The organism is Bacillus sp. SJS (assembly GCF_000732485.2).
Taxonomy (GTDB): domain Bacteria; phylum Bacillota; class Bacilli; order Bacillales; family Bacillaceae; genus Metabacillus_B; species Metabacillus_B sediminis.
In genome coordinates, this window is record NZ_JAQV02000025.1 from 30,354 (window position 1) to 47,222 (window position 16,869).

General features: G+C 43.8%; 18 protein-coding genes. 3 read left to right on the forward strand and 15 right to left on the reverse strand.

What is annotated here, in order from left to right; translation table 11 throughout:
• Nucleotides 1–3 precede the first annotated feature (3 nt).
• From AS29_RS15920 to AS29_RS15960, 9 genes are all read right to left on the reverse strand, one after another.
• Entirely contained in the window at nucleotides 4–429 is a 426-nt protein-coding gene (locus tag AS29_RS15920) for a DMT family transporter (protein WP_035410091.1), read from the reverse strand.
• 132 nt (nucleotides 430–561) lie between these two features.
• Nucleotides 562–1,227, reverse strand: a complete 666-nt coding sequence (locus AS29_RS15925; RefSeq protein ID WP_035410094.1) for a type 1 glutamine amidotransferase domain-containing protein — start codon at nucleotides 1,225–1,227, stop codon at nucleotides 562–564.
• 147 nt (nucleotides 1,228–1,374) lie between these two features.
• Nucleotides 1,375–1,890, reverse strand: a complete 516-nt coding sequence (locus AS29_RS15930) for an AAA family ATPase (protein WP_051860772.1) — start codon at nucleotides 1,888–1,890, stop codon at nucleotides 1,375–1,377.
• Entirely contained in the window at nucleotides 1,887–2,273 is a 387-nt protein-coding gene (locus AS29_RS15935) for a VOC family protein (protein WP_082883883.1), read from the reverse strand. Before AS29_RS15935 ends, AS29_RS15930 begins: the two co-directional genes overlap by 4 nt.
• Nucleotides 2,274–2,688: 415 nt before the next feature.
• Nucleotides 2,689–4,101: a Na+/H+ antiporter NhaC family protein gene (locus AS29_RS15940; protein ID WP_035410099.1), complete on the reverse strand. Its 1,413-nt coding sequence runs from the start codon at nucleotides 4,099–4,101 to the stop codon at nucleotides 2,689–2,691.
• Between the two features lie 114 nt (nucleotides 4,102–4,215).
• Nucleotides 4,216–4,575, reverse strand: coding sequence for an MmcQ/YjbR family DNA-binding protein (locus tag AS29_RS15945; protein ID WP_035410101.1), 360 nt, complete (start codon nucleotides 4,573–4,575; stop codon nucleotides 4,216–4,218).
• 130 nt (nucleotides 4,576–4,705) lie between these two features.
• On the reverse strand, nucleotides 4,706–5,848 hold the full coding sequence (locus AS29_RS15950; protein ID WP_035410104.1) for a mannitol-1-phosphate 5-dehydrogenase: 1,143 nt from the start codon (nucleotides 5,846–5,848) through the stop codon (nucleotides 4,706–4,708).
• A 5-nt stretch (nucleotides 5,849–5,853) separates the two neighbouring features.
• Complete coding sequence (locus AS29_RS15955; RefSeq protein ID WP_035410106.1) at nucleotides 5,854–7,944, reverse strand: BglG family transcription antiterminator; 2,091 nt, start codon at nucleotides 7,942–7,944, stop codon at nucleotides 5,854–5,856.
• A 79-nt stretch (nucleotides 7,945–8,023) separates the two neighbouring features.
• Nucleotides 8,024–9,934 (reverse strand): PTS mannitol transporter subunit IICBA, encoded by a 1,911-nt coding sequence (locus tag AS29_RS15960; protein WP_035410109.1) that lies wholly within the window; start codon nucleotides 9,932–9,934, stop codon nucleotides 8,024–8,026.
• Nucleotides 9,935–10,113: 179 nt separating this feature from the next.
• Here AS29_RS15960 and AS29_RS15965 point away from each other — a divergent pair, with 179 nt between their 5' ends.
• The 3 genes from AS29_RS15965 to gvpT all read left to right on the forward strand — a co-directional run bounded on the left by AS29_RS15965 (nucleotide 10,114) and on the right by gvpT (nucleotide 11,953).
• Nucleotides 10,114–10,716, forward strand: coding sequence for a cupin domain-containing protein (locus AS29_RS15965; protein WP_035410113.1), 603 nt, complete (start codon nucleotides 10,114–10,116; stop codon nucleotides 10,714–10,716).
• Nucleotides 10,717–10,906: 190 nt separating this feature from the next.
• Nucleotides 10,907–11,248, forward strand: coding sequence for a general stress protein (locus tag AS29_RS15970; RefSeq protein ID WP_035410116.1), 342 nt, complete (start codon nucleotides 10,907–10,909; stop codon nucleotides 11,246–11,248).
• A 69-nt stretch (nucleotides 11,249–11,317) separates the two neighbouring features.
• Entirely contained in the window at nucleotides 11,318–11,953 is a 636-nt protein-coding gene (gene gvpT / locus AS29_RS15975) for a GvpT/GvpP family gas vesicle accessory protein (RefSeq protein ID WP_035410119.1), read from the forward strand.
• Nucleotides 11,954–12,026: 73 nt separating this feature from the next.
• On the opposite strand, the gene AS29_RS15980 is transcribed toward gvpT, so the two are convergent.
• The 6 genes from AS29_RS15980 to AS29_RS16000 all read right to left on the reverse strand — a co-directional run bounded on the left by AS29_RS15980 (nucleotide 12,027) and on the right by AS29_RS16000 (nucleotide 16,861).
• A complete protein-coding gene (locus AS29_RS15980) occupies nucleotides 12,027–13,577 on the reverse strand; it encodes a histidine kinase N-terminal 7TM domain-containing diguanylate cyclase (RefSeq protein ID WP_035410122.1) in 1,551 nt (516 codons plus the stop codon).
• 204 nt (nucleotides 13,578–13,781) lie between these two features.
• Complete coding sequence (gene blaOXA / locus AS29_RS15985; RefSeq protein WP_035410124.1) at nucleotides 13,782–14,582, reverse strand: class D beta-lactamase; 801 nt, start codon at nucleotides 14,580–14,582, stop codon at nucleotides 13,782–13,784.
• Nucleotides 14,583–14,693: 111 nt separating this feature from the next.
• Nucleotides 14,694–15,362, reverse strand: coding sequence for an FHA domain-containing protein (locus tag AS29_RS15990; protein ID WP_066099081.1), 669 nt, complete (start codon nucleotides 15,360–15,362; stop codon nucleotides 14,694–14,696).
• Nucleotides 15,363–15,509: 147 nt separating this feature from the next.
• On the reverse strand, nucleotides 15,510–15,662 hold the full coding sequence (locus AS29_RS21120) for a YpzG family protein (RefSeq protein ID WP_082883884.1): 153 nt from the start codon (nucleotides 15,660–15,662) through the stop codon (nucleotides 15,510–15,512).
• A gap of 396 nt (nucleotides 15,663–16,058) precedes the next feature.
• Complete coding sequence (locus AS29_RS15995) at nucleotides 16,059–16,478, reverse strand: YbaN family protein (RefSeq protein WP_082883885.1); 420 nt, start codon at nucleotides 16,476–16,478, stop codon at nucleotides 16,059–16,061.
• A gap of 182 nt (nucleotides 16,479–16,660) precedes the next feature.
• Nucleotides 16,661–16,861 carry a DUF6440 family protein gene (locus AS29_RS16000; RefSeq protein WP_035410127.1) on the reverse strand — a complete coding sequence of 67 codons (201 nt, stop codon included), beginning with the start codon at nucleotides 16,859–16,861 and terminating at the stop codon, nucleotides 16,661–16,663.
• Between the last annotated feature and the right edge of the window lie 8 nt (nucleotides 16,862–16,869).

Below are 16,869 nucleotides of genomic sequence, written 5' to 3' on the forward strand. Positions count from 1 at the left end.
CTTTTACATTTTAAAAATAAAGACTCCAAGGATCATTATCCCGATTCCTATCCAATGCCGCTTCTTGACTCTTTCTTTAACCGCACCAAATAATCCTTTAGAGTCAATGATAAATGCACAAAGCAGCTGGGCAATTAAAAGAACTGAAACGGCAAACGCGACTCCAAGCTCATTGATGGCAGACATTTCCCCAAATACAATCAAGCCTCCGAACAGCCCGCCGATTAAATAAAAAGGAGGGACTTCCTTCAGTCCGCTCACCCGTCCGTCCCGGATGAAACTGTAAACGACGATTGATAACGTAAATCCTATAAGATGAATAAGGGCATTCGTCCGCCACACTCCGAGATCCTCACTCATCCTTGAGTTAAACACCCCTTGAAGCGTGATGAAGATTCCGCCCATTATTGAAAAAATGATTCCTTTCATACCATTGCCTCCCTGCTCTTTTTTCACTCCTCTTATTAAATGACAGGAAGGAGCGGTTTTAAAAGGACATATGTCCTTCCCTTTTGGAGCATAAAAAAGACCCCTTGCTGTGCAAGAGGTCTTTTATTCTTCTTAGCTCAATTGTTTAATAACTTCTTTTGCCGCGCTGATTGTGGACTGCGGATTTTGGCCTGTAATCAGGTTTCCGTCCGCTTGAAGATGATCCGTCCAATTCTCTTTTGTCACAACGTCCGCACCAAGCTCGCGAAGGCGTGTTTCAAGCAGGAACGGCATGTATTGATCAAGCGTTGTTGCTCTTTCTTCTTCATCTGTGAATGCTGTTACCGTTTTGCCGGCTACAAGCGGAGTGCCGTCAGAAAGCTTTACTCCTACAAGACCCGCTGGTCCGTGGCAAACAGCAGCGACAATTTTATCCGCTTCGTACATATCGCGGACGATTTCATGAAGCTTGATGTTATCCGGAAGGTCGAACATGGTACCGTGTCCGCCAGGCATGAAGACCGCATCATAGATGGAAAGATCCTCAATATCTTCAAGCTTTAATGTATTTTCCAGATATTTCGCTGTATCCAGAATTTCCTGCGGAGTTTCTCCGCCTTCCAAACTGCGGTCGTCAACCGGAGCTTTTCCTCCAAGCGGACTTGCTACTGTTACGTCATATCCAAGTTTTTTGAACTCAACGTAAGCCTCTCCGAACTCAGAAAGCCACAATCCTGTTTCGTGACCATTGTTCATTTTATCAGCCGTCGTTACGACCATTAATATATGTTTCGCCATGATTTGGTTCCTCCTCATGTGAATGATTGAATTTGTTTTACAGACCCTATTCTAGTCCCATCTGAGCCATAATACAAATTAGAAAATTGCAGCGTATGTATAAGGATATTTATTGATATGTTCATATAAAAAAAGCCCATTCAGAGCCTACGTTTCAATCACAATTTCCCCTTCATCTGAAGGGACTTCAAAACCTTTTAAAAAAGCAGATAAAATCTCTTCCGTAATCGGAAAGGCTGCGTTGGCATCAAAGCGCTTGCTTCGTATCTTCAGCCTTTTTCTCAGTTCATCCGGGTGCACCTTCAAATAAATGAGCTTCCACTCACCGCCTGCTTCTTCAATCAGCTGTTTATACGTATTTCTTCTCGCACGCTGCCAAAAACTGAAGTCTATGACAACGGATTTCCGGTTTCGTATTAGTTCTTCCAATTGTTTCTGAAGCTTTGTTTCTGCTTCCTCTTTGAACTTCTCGTACTCTTCTTCACGGTAGTCAATTCCAAATCGACCATGAACGGCCCATATTTCTTCATCAATGGAGAGCCTGGTAAAACCCTCCTTTTCGAGCTGCTGGGCAAAGGTTGTCTTTCCTGAGCCCGCGACCCCGCACATCATAACTGCTAATGGTCCGCTATGCTTTAAGAGGTCCTCTATTATTGTGCTCATTGTTTTTTCTCCAGATTCAGCTGCCATGAGACACCATATTTGTCCTCCACCCAGCCGAACTTTTCGCTCACGGGTGATGAGGCAAGCGGCATCAGCACTTGTCCATGATCGGATAGCCTTTGAAAAATGGTCTCGATTTCTTCATCAGATTCGCAGGCCACAAACAATGACAGAGCCGGGGTAAAGGCATGATGGTCGCCATTCGTGTTGTCGATGCACCTGAACGTTTGACCCTTAAGTGTGAAAATAGCATACATCACTTTGCCATCTTCATGATGAAAAATCTGCTGAATATTCGAATCATCAAAGATGGAGAGGTAGTGGTTCATCGCCTCCTCTGCCTGGCCGGAAAACATGAGGAATGGTGTAATTGGATTGGACATGCACATACACTCCTTTCATGTTTAATCATTTCAAGATTGGCTTCCCAAAGTCCTTTTAAAAAAGTAATTCTCTTCTCTAGCCAATACTAAAGGCCTCGCTCAGCCAGTACATCAGCGAGGCATCGGTTTTTACGTATGTGTGCCTGACCCGCAGTCTGCTAATGAATGAAAACTCCGGCACCGACTCTTGTAGCCATTGGTACACAAGGCTTCCATGACTTAGGCCTCTGTCCCCTTCTGCGGTGAAGGAGTTGGGGACTGGCACCATGCCTGACCCGCTGTGTGCTAGCGAACGAACGCTCCGGCACCTGCTCTTCAAACCGTTGGCAGACAAGGCTTCAGTGACCTAGGCCTCTCTCCCCTTCTGGGGTGAAGGAGTTGGAGACTGACCCCAATCCTAATCCCACCCGCTACTTTACAAAAAAAATGAAACCGCACCGTACAAAACAACCGTTATCCCGGCAGCAATGAGAGCCGGCTTCAGCTTATATCTTGCATACTTCAGCACGGATAAATTAAGAATTCGGGCGATGGTATTGGTATCGTCGCTCAAAGGCGAGGCAAACGCTCCAAACGTTCCGCTCGCAAACACGGTTCCAATGACTAGAGGTAGCGATAGATCGGAGGCAATCGCAATGGAAACGCCGAGCGGCATAAGAATTCCCCATGTTCCCCAGGCAGAGCCAATGAAATAGGAGACCGCTGCTCCAAACATAAAGAGAATCGGAACAAGCAGGGATGGCGGAATCCATTGCGAGTGGCTAGTGACAAAACGGGAAAACCCTAGCTCCTCACTCGCAGACGAAAGCCCCCAAACGAAGGAAAGCAGCACAATGACCGACATTAAATCATTTCCGCCAAGGATAAAGTTATTCAGCAGTTCCCCCGTTTTGATTTTCTGAATTCTGAAAAACAGGAACGTTAAAATTAATGCGACAAGGAGCGCCGTCAGCATAGCTGTGAGGACGTCTGCTTTAATAAAGGCTGTAAAGAAGCCCCCTCCTTTTTGATGTCCATCCCACCATGTGAACAGAAAGGTCAGGCCAATGACGAGGATAAGCGGTACAAATAAATTCCACGGCCGCTCCGGGAGATCCTTTCCTACCGATGGATCACAATTGTGCCAGTCGTCTTCACCGGATTCGTCGCCGATCTCTTCCGGATCGCTCTCCTCTGTCGATTTTGAATGATGGAAAAAACTCAAATAAATACCCACTAAAATCAGGATATAGGAAAAGAAATTAAATGGGATGCTTTGGAGAAACAATTGATAGGAGTCCGCCTTGATTTTTTCGTTTTCAAGGGCAAGGTCGATGAGTGAGGTCATGTAACCGACAAATGCAGTCGCAATCGGAATGAGGACAATAATCGGGGTAGCCGTCGTTTCAATTACAAACCCCAATTCCTGAGTTGACATCTTCACTTTTTTCAAAAGCGCCCGCATAATCGGAGCAATGGTGACAAACCGGAAGCTCGGTGCCGCGAACGTTCCAATCGTTGATATGTATGTGAGAAAAAGAGCCTGTTTCTTAGTTTGAACCTTTGCAGATGCCGCTTCTACGAATCCGCGAATCCCGCCGGCTATTTTAATCATTCCAATTAAGCCCGTAAAGGCGTACAAAAACATAAAAATTTTGATGTTCCCCGGATCAATGATTCCCTTTACGAGAATTTCAATCATTTTTGTGAGCCCTCCCACTAAAGAAGGCTGCAATAAATAAGACCCTGCGAGCAAGCCGGCAAACAGGCCAGGCAGCACCTGCTTCGTTTTGATGGCAATGGGAATAGCAATTAAAAATGGGATAACCGAAAACCAATCGTTTTGCATGACGTCTCACCCTATCCGTTTTTCATCCATTTTTAGATTGCGGAAGAGTGAGGCGTTTTATCCTGATTTTGTTTTTGTCAGAAAATCAATAGAACCGATAAGAGAATGTTGCGCTCACTCAGAAACAATTTCTCTTTGGACTTTCTTCGGCAGCTTGTCAAAAACCAATTGATAGGAATGTTCGATTAAGCTTTCGGCAAAATCATTCGGCAAAGAGGCATCAAGGTAGATGGAATTCCAATGGGTTTTGTTCATGTAATAGCCCGGTATAATGCCCTCATATTCTTCCCTTAATTCTTCAGCCCGAACTGGATCGCACTTTAATGTGATAATCGGCTTTCCCTTTGCATCGCTTCCAAGCATAGCAAACATTTTTCCTCCAACATGATAGCGGTCTGCCTGCCAATCCGGCTGGTAATCATGGAAAGCGCCTTTCCGAGCTTTGCACAATGCATCAAGGTGGTCCTTATTCATTGTATTGCCTCCTTTGCTTCTGCTGATTTTTAGGTGACTCTGCTTCTATTATAGAAAAAGGAGAGAACATCGTCTTTATAAAAAAACCGCTTCCTCCAATTTCTCTGGAAGAAGCGGCAAAGCCTGCTGTTTATTTTTTCAGCTGTTCATACTGAGCAGCGATCTCTTTCACTAATGAGCTATTCGGATCAAGCTTGCTTACCTCAGTCAGAACGTGCTCGACACCATGCTCGCTGATCATCTTCTGCAGTTCAACGGATTCGGAATCATCCTTCACATCAAAAAGAAGAGCCGCAGCAATGGCTTTCGCCAGGTTTTCAGTTGGCAATCCGAAACGGGCAGACTCTCTTGCCGGTTTGACAAGGCGGTCTTCTGATCCAAGCTTGCGGAGCGGGGAACGTCCAACCCTTGATACGCCATCATGAAGGTAAGGATTTTGAAAGCGGCCGATGATTTTTTCGATATACTTGCCGTGCTCGCCCTGGTCCAGGCCGTATGTTTTTACTAAGTATGCGCCTGTCTCGTTCAGCGTGTTTTTGACCTGTACGGAAATGGTTTCGTCATTGAGAGCTTCATCAATGGTTTCTTTCCCGGCAAGCCACCCAAAATAGGCGGTAACAGCATGTCCGGTGTTTACAGTGAAGAGCTTTCTTTCGATGAATGGAGCAAGGTCCGGAACGGTAATCATCCCATCTACATTCGGAATTTCCTGATCCGTCTCAACGACCCACTCATAATACGTTTCTACGAGGACATCAAGTGAGCCCTGGTTGTTTTGAATCGGAACAATTCGGTCCACAGCGGAATTGAAGAAAAATACCCGGCCTTCAAGCTTTCCCTTCGTCTCTTCATCCAGCTGCTCAAGGATATGTCCTTTTAAAATATCAGTTGCACCAATTTGGTTCTCACAGGCAATGATGTAAAGAGGCGCTTCATTTTCTTTTAAGCGCTTCACGATCCCCTTTGCAATCAGCGGGGCGATTCTCGGAAGAATATTCGGGCCGATCGCCGTTGTGACATATTCAGCCTGTCCAATCGCTTCAATTACTTCATCTTCCTGCTTCATATTGTTCAAACCGGAAACATTTGTGATTTCCAGCACTTCCTGTGGATCTGCCGCTGTTTTTACCTTATAGCTAGTTTCCTCATTCAGCTTGCTAATGATGTCATCTGCAATATCCACAAATGTTACGTGGTAGCCTGATTGAGAGAATAGAGCCCCGATAAAGCCTCTGCCTATGTTTCCTGCGCCAAAATGAATCGTGTTTTTCATCTTCATCATTCCTTTATCCGTTTATTTTGTACGTAAGCGTAAAACGTTTCTTCTAATTTCCGGCGGATCATCTGTCCATTCGAGGAAGAAAAGATGAGCATATTTTCTTTGCTTTCTACAATGGCGGTACTAATTAAGCTGACAATTTCAAGCTGACTGGGCCGTAAATTCATCGGAGCTAAGAGAAGCAGGATGCTTCTCGCTTGCATATCCTTTCGGTCCATCCCTTTGATTTGATAAGGCTCATCGAGATGGACAACCCGGAAGATGAGCTCTTTGACCCCATCATGCCTGGCATGAAAAAGCGCCATGTTTGTATCCGGAATCCCAAGACCCGCTTGCCGCTCCCGTGCCAGCAGCTGTTCCCCTACTGCCTTCGCTCCTGTCAGCAGACCCTCTGCTTCGCATTCGAATGCCATTTCCTCCAAAAGATGATGATGACTATCGGCCTTTTTCCGGTCAGTAACCGCTAAATTCTTTAAGATCATCCGAATCGAGGTGTGGATATCCTCCATCTCCTGCAAAAGGACCTCAAGGGAAGAAGATGATTCCATCGTTTCCTGAAAAGCCTTCGGCGAATTTTGGTCCGCATAATGCTGCTTGCTTGTGAACGTTTGAATATGTTCGCCTAAGAAGTGCCGAACCGATTCAATATCCTCATCTGTCAGCAATGGGTTGACCAGCACGTAGCTCTGCTGAAAAAACGGAAGCCGTACGGTCGATATGACTAAATCAAATTTCTGCAAATCGATTTCCTGAATTTCTTTTAGGGAGGCAACCTCAATGGATGAAATCTCTGCCATTTCCTTCTTGATCCGGCTGGCGAGCATCTTGGATGTTCCAATGCCGGTCGGGCATACAACGAGGGCCCGAATGGACAACTCCTCTTTTCTTAGCTCAAGCGCCGATCCAAAGTGCAGAACAATATACGCTATTTCATCGGGTGGAAACTTGATGTCGCCAAACTCTAATTCAAGACTTTTCTCCACTGCCATATAAAGAACCGGATACTTCTTTTTAATATCGTCTGTCAAAGGATTAAAGGATGCCAGTCCTTGCTGAATCCGGAATAGCGACGGTTCCATATGGGCGAATAATCCTTGAAACAAAGAGAAATCCGAGGTTAAATCGATGTTCAATTTTTGAGAAACATGCTGAATGGTTCTCTTAATGGAACGGCCAATCACGACGCTGTCATAGAAAACCTCTTCGGCTTCCTGGACTCGGGATCCTCTCCAGATGACAGATAGAAAATGAATTTCCGGCTCATCCAAAACGATCGAAAAAGCATTCTCTATCCCGTTGCTGACCTCTTTCATCCTCTTATACTCTTCATATTCATGGATGTAAGAGTCTTCTTCTCCCTCAGGCAGCCGGAACCCGCCTTCATGCCTTTGGACCGTGATGCAAATATGGACAATGAGGGCGATATAAGCGCTATCCGCGAGCTTTAAATAGCCATTGTTCTGAACGCTTAATTGTTCATCTACCGCTCTTAAGTGCGCCGCGTTAAAGTAATGAAGCACCTTTTGATCCTTATTTTCCGTCTGACTCAGGCGAAAAACATTTTCAATCAGTTCTTCATTAAAATACATAAGGAAAAAGCTGGCCAGCGCTTTTCGTTTGGAATCCTCACGCGCAATAAGCTCCACCCCTACTCCTTTTTTTCTGGATAGCTCGATTCCGAAGCTGCTGAGCCAGCCTGAAAGCTCGTCCATATAGGTGACAAGGGTCGTGACGCTGATTCCAAGATCATTCGCGAGCGGAGCAAGCTTAATGGCCTCTTTCTCTTCCATTAATTCAATCAAAATGAGTAATTTTCTTTCTTCAGCTGTCAGATCGACAAGCTTGATATTCACCATCATCTGAACAAGCTTGAAGATATTCTCATTCTTTCCGGTAATGGAAAGGCCTTTGTCCTGTGACTTCGAAAGGGAAAGATCAAACCGGTTCAGAATCGGTTCAATGTTTTTCAAATCCCGCTGCACGGTTCTGACACTGACATGAAGAAAAGCAGCAATGGAATGAGCGGTATGTTTGCCTGACGTCTTAATAATGAGCTCTATTATTGCTTTTTCCCTGGAGGTAACAAACATAACATCCCTCATTTCAAGCGGACAATTTTTATGTAAAACAGGAATAGAAAGGTGGATTCCACCTTTCTATTCCCTTCTATTATTTATTTAGTCCTCCGATTACATCCATCAATTCTCCCTTCGTGGATGCGGATGCCATTTTTTCAATGTTCTCCATATCCGAGCAGGTTACAGCAATTCCTGAGAGAATTTCAAGGTGTGTTCCATCTTTTCCGGCGATTCCGAATAGAAGACGTACCTTTTGTCCTCCGAAATCAACGCCATCCGGAATTTGAAGAATGGTCACACCGGATTTGATCACATCTTTCTTAGCGTCCTCTGTACCATGAGGAATCGCCACATCATTCCCCATATAGGTAGATGTCATTTCATCCCTTGCAATCATAGCCTCAATATAGGATTCCTTCACATAGCCACCATCCACTAAAACACGGCCGGCAAAACGAATCGCTTCGTCTTTGTCCGTAAAACGCTGATTTAGGAAGATGTTTTCTTTTAGTAGGACATCTGAATCGGAAGCTGGCTCTTCAACAGGAGCTGAAGCAGGAGCTTCTTCAACCGGAGCCTCTTCATTGGATCCATTTTTCAAACGGTCTACCAATTTATCGTATTCAGGACTCGCAAGGAAGCTGTCGACTGAAATGTGATACGCATTGGGAACCTTATTTTTCGCTCTCGGAGTCAATTCTTCCTGTGTAATCACAATTTCAGCATCACTAGGAAGATTGGAAATCGCCGAGTTTACAGAGGTAATGCTTAATCCCGCTTCTTTAAATTTCTTTCTCAAAATCGATGCACCCATCGCACTTGAGCCCATTCCGGCATCACATGCGAAGATAACTTTGTTTACATTCTGCGGGAATTCGCCGGCTGGAGCAGAAGAAGCAAATGTGCTTGCAACACTGCTTTTCTTGCCTTTCATTTCCTGCATTTTGTTTGCTGCATCTTCAATGCTTGTCTCTTTGTCTTTGATTGTTTTCAAGACTAGAGCAGAAACGATGAAAGAAACGGCTGCAGCGACGAGGACTCCTAAAATATTAGCAATGTATGTTCCGCCGTCCTTTGGTGTTGCAAGCAAAATCGCGATAATGCTTCCCGGTGATGCTGGAGCAGAAAGACCTCCGCCAAATAGGACAAGGGTGAACACACCACTCATACCGCCAAGAATTGCGGCTACAAAAAGCATTGGTTTCATTAAAATATAAGGGAAATAAATTTCATGTATTCCGCCCAGGAATTGAATGATGGCAGCTCCCGGTGCAGATTGTTTAGCCGAGCCTTTGCCAAAGAACGTATAGGCAAGAAGGATTCCAAGTCCCGGACCAGGATTCGCTTCAAGCAGGAACAGAACGGATTGTCCATGCTGCTTTGCCTGCTCCAATGCAATCGGAGACAATACCCCGTGGTTAATTGCGTTATTTAAGAAAAGAACTTTTGCCGGTTCAATCAGAATGCTGGTCAGAGGAAGAATTCCCAGTCCTACCATCAAGTCTACTCCTGCTACCAGAATTCCTGTGAACGCTGATACCGCAGGTCCTACACCTACTAAAGAGAGCAGTGCTAGAATACCGCCGATAATTCCGACAGAGAAGTTATTCACCAGCATTTCAAAGCCGGCTTTTACCTTTCCTTCAACCCACTGATCAAATTTCTTAATCGCGTAACCGCCAAGAGGTCCCATAATCATGGCACCGAGGAACATCGGAATGCCTGATCCTACAATGACACCCATTGTGGCGATCGCACCGACTACGCCTCCGCGCTGATCATGAATCAGCTTACCTCCAGTGTAACCGATAAGCAATGGAAGCAAATACGTAACCATTGGATCTACAAGCTTGGCGAACCCTTCATTCGGCAGCCAGCCGGTAGGAATAAATAATGCCGTAATCAAACCCCAGGCGATAAATGCACCGATATTCGGCATTACCATTGAGCTTAGGAAGTTGCCGAACTTCTGAACGCCAACTTTTATATTATTTTGAGCCATATGCGCTCTTCCTTTCTATTATATATCTTGATTTAAGTGTACTTTATAAAACGCTTTCATTTAAACGATTAGGAAATATGACTTTGTCGCAGCATAGCGTGTCAAAACTTTTGTTCAGGAACCAATCTGGGCGAATGTACATATTCTGCCTTCAAAGAGGTTTTGTCAGGAGGGGACAGATGATGTACGAGAGCCAGGCTTCAATGCAGTTTGCGTTTGACATGCGCAATAGCTTCCTTTTTAAAAAGAACGATGAAAACTACATTACCATTATGGGATCTAAACAGCTGAACACCGTTAAGACGTCCCTGCTTGATATCTTCTTGAGCAAAGGGAACCTCGTAGAACCGCACTACCACCAAAATGCAGCGGAACTCGTCTACTGCATATCAGGCTCTGCTGACGTTTCCATTTTAAACCCCTTTACAAAACAGCTCCTTACCTACCGAATCTCCCCCCAGCAGGTCGCTAATGTCCCCCAAGGATGGTGGCACTATGAAAAAGCTATAGAGGATCACACACATCTTCTTGCCATCTTTAACGCATCGAACCCCGAAGTGGTCCTCGGCTCCGACATCCTGAAATTCACTCCGGCAAGCATCATGTCACAAACGTATTGTATCAGCGAAAACGAATGGAAGCAGGTAACAGAGCCCGTCAGGCCCAGTACGTATATCGGACCTTATGAAGACTGTACAGGAGAGGAAAGAACTCCCCCGGCGCTGCAGCCGAACGCTTCGATTGACCATTTTCAGCCTCCTCATTATTGGGGTGCCAGATAAAACTTGTTCAAACAAAAGACTGCCTTCGTGCAGTCTTTTTTCTGCTTCCACTAAATCTCCCTGAATTTACAGGACCTTCCTGCCAAAACAAAGGACTTTTCACTCATATTTTATTAAAGTATTGGGAATACCTCTTTTATTGGTTTATGTTCCTGGCATTGGGGAAACTCTTTTTCAGGAGGCGATATATATGAGTCCGAAATTCAAGTTATTCCATAATGACGAACATTTAAAAGAATCCATTGATAAAATTCGCAAAGACGGGGTGCGCGATGAGGATATTTATATCCTTTCCCATGACAATGACCATGTAAGACGTTCAAGAAAGGAAACAGACGCCAATAAGGTAGGCGTAAAGGTGACCGGTCTTGGAACGGCTACAAAAAATATATTCAGAAGCAAAGACGACAAACTCGTCGTTAAGATGCAAAAAATCGGCTTTGACACAAAAAAGGCCGAGGAGCTGGAAGAAGAATTGGATAAAGGAAAAGTACTATTAATCGTAACTAATCAGGATGAAGTTTCGTTCTAAGAGGTCTTGGAAAAAGACCTTCTCTTTTGAATAAATGATTTACCTAATAGCTCACGGAGGCGAAAAACAATGAATAAATCAAAACTTGCAAAAGATATGTTCAAAGGCGGTACGGTGAAACGCACAGTGGCCGGGGGAATCTTAGGAGCAACAGTCGGCTATTTTGCCACACCTGAACGCAGCAAAAAACTTCTGTCTCTTATGGGAAATGAAGCGCTTAAAAATGCCGGTATCAACGCAGACATGGAAGATGTGACAAGCAAGCTTGACCGCTTCAAAGGCGTTGGAGAAAAATCCAAAAAGGCCATCGGCAAACTGAATTTCATGAAAAAACGCAAAAAAGAGGACAACGAATTCCCTGAAAATGAAGATGAACAGGAAATGAGCTCAGAGGATGAAGAGTACGACGAAAGTGATTATGAAGAGAACACAAATGATCAGGATGATAACAGCTACGATTCTGATGACGAAAACGAAGATGAGGAAAACGAAGATTACAATTCATTAAAAGAAGAAAAGAAGAGACTGCAGGAGCAAATGAAAGAGCTTGAAGCAAAAATGAGCAAGTATGAAGACGAAGATGAAGACGAGGAAGAAGAAGAATACACGGGCCGTGAAAAAAACAGCAGCGCTTCTGATGAGGAAGAAGAAGAAAAAGATACGGTTCTATCGAGCAATGATGATACATCTGCAGTGAAAAATTAAGACACCTGATACGGCCTGATCCATCCTGATCAGGTTTTTTTATTTGGATAAGCAGGCAAATTCGATTGTCCGCTCAAATCGCCTGCTCGAATATTTCCACGCAATTTCTCCCATTTCTTTTGGCTGCATACAGAGCGCCATCTGCTTCCCGCACCAGCTCTTTTATGGATCCCCCCGGCATTGCTTGAAGCGAAGAAATTCCGAAGCTAGATGTTACACGAATTTCCTTATCACCAGCCTTTATACCGCACTCCGATACTTTTTCCCGAATGGTATTGGCAAGATGATAGGCATCCTCAAGAGAGGCATCCGGTATACAAATAATAAATTCTTCTCCCCCATAACGGCCCGCTATTTCCTTGTCTCCCAAGATTCCTTTTACCACACCAGCCACACTCGTTAATACCTCATCCCCTGCTTCGTGCCCATATGTATCATTCACTTTTTTAAAATAATCAATATCGAACATGATGACGGAAATCAGTCTCCAGCTCGGTATTAGAGAGTCCAAAAGAGCTTGGGCATTTTTCATAAAGAATGCCCGGTTATAAACCTGAGTTAATCCGTCCATGCTTGCTAAATGCTCAAGCTTTTCCTGCAAGCAGACTCTTTCCGTGACATCTGCGAACGTAATGATCTGCCCTACCAGAACCTTTCTTTTATTTTGAACAGGCGAGAATCGAATATGCCAGTGTGAAGTCTTTCCGTTTATAACCAATTTATAGTCACACTCCTGCTCTCTTCTTATGAGGTAAGCAAGCTCAGGATTTCCAGCCAGCAGCGCTTGGATTGGTCTTCCGATAGGATGATTGGAGAGCATAGGAAGGGTATCCCTCATCCTCTCATTAAAATCGACAAGTATTCCATTGTTATTTAGAATCAGAATCCCGTCTTTCATACTCTCAAAAGCCACCTCCCGGGCAATGGGGGCTACATTGAACATTTGAAAAAACAGAAGAGCGGCCCCATGCAGGAGAAAGGAAACACTCATGGATACAGGTCCGAGGTCTATGCCTTCCGGACTTAGGCCATTTAAGTAAAAATGGTTCGCAACAATCGGCATAATCAGACCTGCTACCATCAGCAAAATTTGAATCTGGTACCTTAGGATGGATTTCGGAAGCTGCATGAGCAAAATGATACTGCTCATCATCAGGCATATAAAAAGAAAGATGGAGTGAACGTAAAAAAACGGGCCCCATTCAAGCTTTAGAATTGGATAGGAAATATCACTTCTCAGCCCCATCGACCTGTAATACAAGTGATGAAGATCATTTGTATTATGCATAAAGATCGTGATAACGGGGATAAGTAAAAGCGCATAATACATCCATGGTTTAACCCTTTGTCCTGCATATTCAAAGCACATATGCAGCAGAAAGACAGGAATGAACAGAATTGCCAGGTATTCGATATTCACCCATAATTTAATCTGCTCCAAGGAAGGACTGGACAATTCAAAAGCATATGAATAGGTGAACATCGCCGAGAATAAGGTAACGAAGACATAATACCTTGCACCAGGTGCACCCTTGAGCTTGAATAAGGCATATAAACCTAAAAACAAACTTAATGTCCCTGCCAGGATGACGGCGAGCAAGTACATGACTATTTCTTGTGGCATATCAATTTACTCCATATTTTTCTAAATATTTTTCAATTTATTATATAGCAGAATCATTGACAGTGACTAGAGGATCATGAAGATTTCCCTTTCTTTCTGCTTGGGCCCCTCAGTGAATAGAGATTAGACTCTACATAAAAAAGGCCCGGAAAACCGGACCCATTTTCAGGATTCCATCAATTACAAATGCTTTTACTAATAGATTTAATTCGTAATCAGCTTATATTTCTGCAAAATGCTTCTCGTTATCTTTTTTGCTTCCGCTGAGGTTCCATCAATATGGGCTGCAAACGTATAGGTACTCTTTCCAGATTCGATGATTCCCGCATACCAGCCCTTTCCTGCCCCTTGTCCGGTTTTTGCATAAATCGTGTAATGCTTACCTTCTTCCTGAACCATCATCCGTTTTACTGTATTCATCACGGCAGCATCGAAAGGCAGTTCTTCCTTGTACAGCGATTCCATAAATTCAGTCTGCTCCAGCGGTGATATTTTAAGAGTGCTGTTCAGCCAGAACTGGTCAATTCCACCGCTTATATCCTTATTACCGTAAGAGATTTTGTCTACCCACTCTTTCATCCTTTGCTCTCCGATATCCCGGGCCATCGCCTGATAGTACCACACCACCGAATATCTCATTCCTGAACCTAATGTATGATCCTGATTCCATACAGGAATCTCCCGTTCCACTCCATCCCAGTATTTGATGTCGTACTCATCCTCAACGGCTTTCGTTTGAAGGCCAATCAGAGCGTTCGGAACCTTAAAAGTAGATTCTGGTGCCGTTCTTTCCTTTGCACGACTTTCGTTGAAAACAAAAGTCCGGTCTTTTTTTACATCGTGAAGAACAAATGCCCCCGGATGAGAGGCAAAAAACTCTTCTGCCTCAAGCTTTCTGATCTCCACCTTGCCTGCAAGTGCTTCTGCGTCAGGCTTCACCCATATTGCCAGAATCACTGCTGCTGCCAAAGCAGCAAAAATCATTTGCTTTCTGAACTTTTTCATTCTCCTCTTCCTCCTCTTATGTTTTTACAGCCTCATTCTATCAGCCGGAAATCTGTAAAAACATAGAAAGAAAGTAGAATTTATCTAATAACATTCTTAATTTTCAGTTAATTATTTTTCAAGCATATACCCTGCTCCTGGTGCCGTAACAATCTTTTTGCCGAATTTGCCGAGCTTTTTACGGAGCCGGTAAACGAGCGCACTCAGCTCTTCCTGCCCAACCTCATGAAGCATCCCGCTGTTATCTGAAAATCTTTCAGGCCAAATTCGTTTTTTTATTTCATCATAACTGACCACTTTATCACAATGTTCCTCCAGAAAAAGCAGCAGCTCCATATACTTTCCGTTAAGCCGCAGCGGTTGCCCCTGGATCAGGACTAAGCGCTTTTCTCTGCATATCTTAAACACCTGCCGATCAGGGCAGATCAGGTCCTTTGTTGTTTCAAGCCCGTCTTCACACTGATTAATAAAGGTCAGCTTTACTGCCCCTTTCGCAAGGGAGATGAAGTCCTGATTCCCCAGCGGAATCTGCTGAAGCGGCTCCAGGGAAAGACCGTTCACTTCTACACCGTGCTTGCTTTTTAGGTTGGTAATGGTATAGGTTCCATTTTCGCATTGAATGACCGCATGTTTTCTGGATATGTACGGATTGGAAAAATGCACGTCCAGATGATTTCCTTCAGAGGACCGTCCAATCAGCATTCTATTTCGCTTAAACGGGATGAAGGCGCCCTGAGCAAAACCGTGCCCTTCTTCCACTCTAAGACATGCTCGAAGCAAAAAAACAACCTCCTCACTTTCCTTTTGTTCTTTTCATTATAACAGCAGTTATAAAAAAGAAGGGCGAACAAAAAGAAGACCTGGATTGAACTCCAGGCCTTCCTCTGTCTTGCCGATTTCCAATCCTGCTATCACAACGCTATTTCCTTACCAGCGATGGGCTTTGGCATTGCTTCGCAGAATGATGTTGGTCTGCGACATCTCGGTATGACCGCACACCTGAGATTTCGAACGCTTTGGCCTTGTCCAATTATGATGAAACTGGGCTGAATGCTGGTCTAACTGGTCTCGGTAACTCATTCGCTAATCACCTCGTAGTTAGGATCTAGTGCCTTGATATTCGGAGGAATATCTTGTATAGGTTATGTCTTTTGCGGAAAATTATTAGCGGCGGAAATATTTTAGCCTGAATTACTTTAAAGCGTACGCAGCAAAACGAATTTAAACAAACGCTTGTTTTAAAAAACAGGACTGAGGAAAAGTTTATGATAAAGTTTTGTCCATCCTGCAAGTCCATATTGCCCGAGAAGTTAATACAAAACCCAGCTGCCTATTTGATTTGTACATCATGCTGATAAATAATTATGATCTGCATAAGAAAGTATTTCCTCATCATGGGTAAACAAAAAAAAGAGAGCTCTGACCGCTCCCCCTTCGCTTTGTATTCAACTTTATTACTCCGCCGCCACCGCTGCTTCACATGGATTCAGACTTCTTTGAAGCCTCGCGATCCCCCGGGTGGAGCGTCTTAATTTTATAAATAAAATAATAATGTTTATATAAAGCAAGAACAATCAGCAAAATTCTCACTAAAAGAATGTCCACATATAACACAGAAACCAATATAAAAAAATCCGCTATCACATTGATCCTGATTTTCTCCGCCAGGCTCATCCCTTTTTTCTGCAGGAATGCCAGAACGTATTTTTTATAAACCCAGGTATCCTTAAACCAGCGGTCAATTCTCTTTGAACTTTTCGCAAAGCAAAAGGCAGCGATTAAGTAAAAAGGACCTCCTGGCAGAACAGGAAGGAACGTTCCTGCAATCCCAATCACCAAGGCTATTGATCCGATTAAAACCAATAGGATCATTTTAATCATTTTAATCGTGTTCATGGAATCTCCCCTGCAGCTTGATCATAATCTTTCTCTTCACTTTATCAAAGAAATACGAAACCTCCAAAGCTTATACCTGATTAAAAATATGGAAATTCAATTTTGTATATGTTTATGCCAGTCCTTTTATTTCAGGAACTAAAAAAGAACGAATCATAAAGACCCGTTCCATTGATCTGGGATTACTTATCAGCATCCTCTATCATTTCCACTATTGGTTCACCTTTCTCATCAAGCAGGGGGGTGAGTCCGCTGCCCTGTGGGTTCCATGTATGCAAATAGTTTACTCCTGTTTGACGGTCAACGAGAATATAAATCAGGCCATGCTGATAATTTTGGACCATCTTTTCATCGAAACGCTTTTCCGTTTTTTTACCAAACATGAATAATC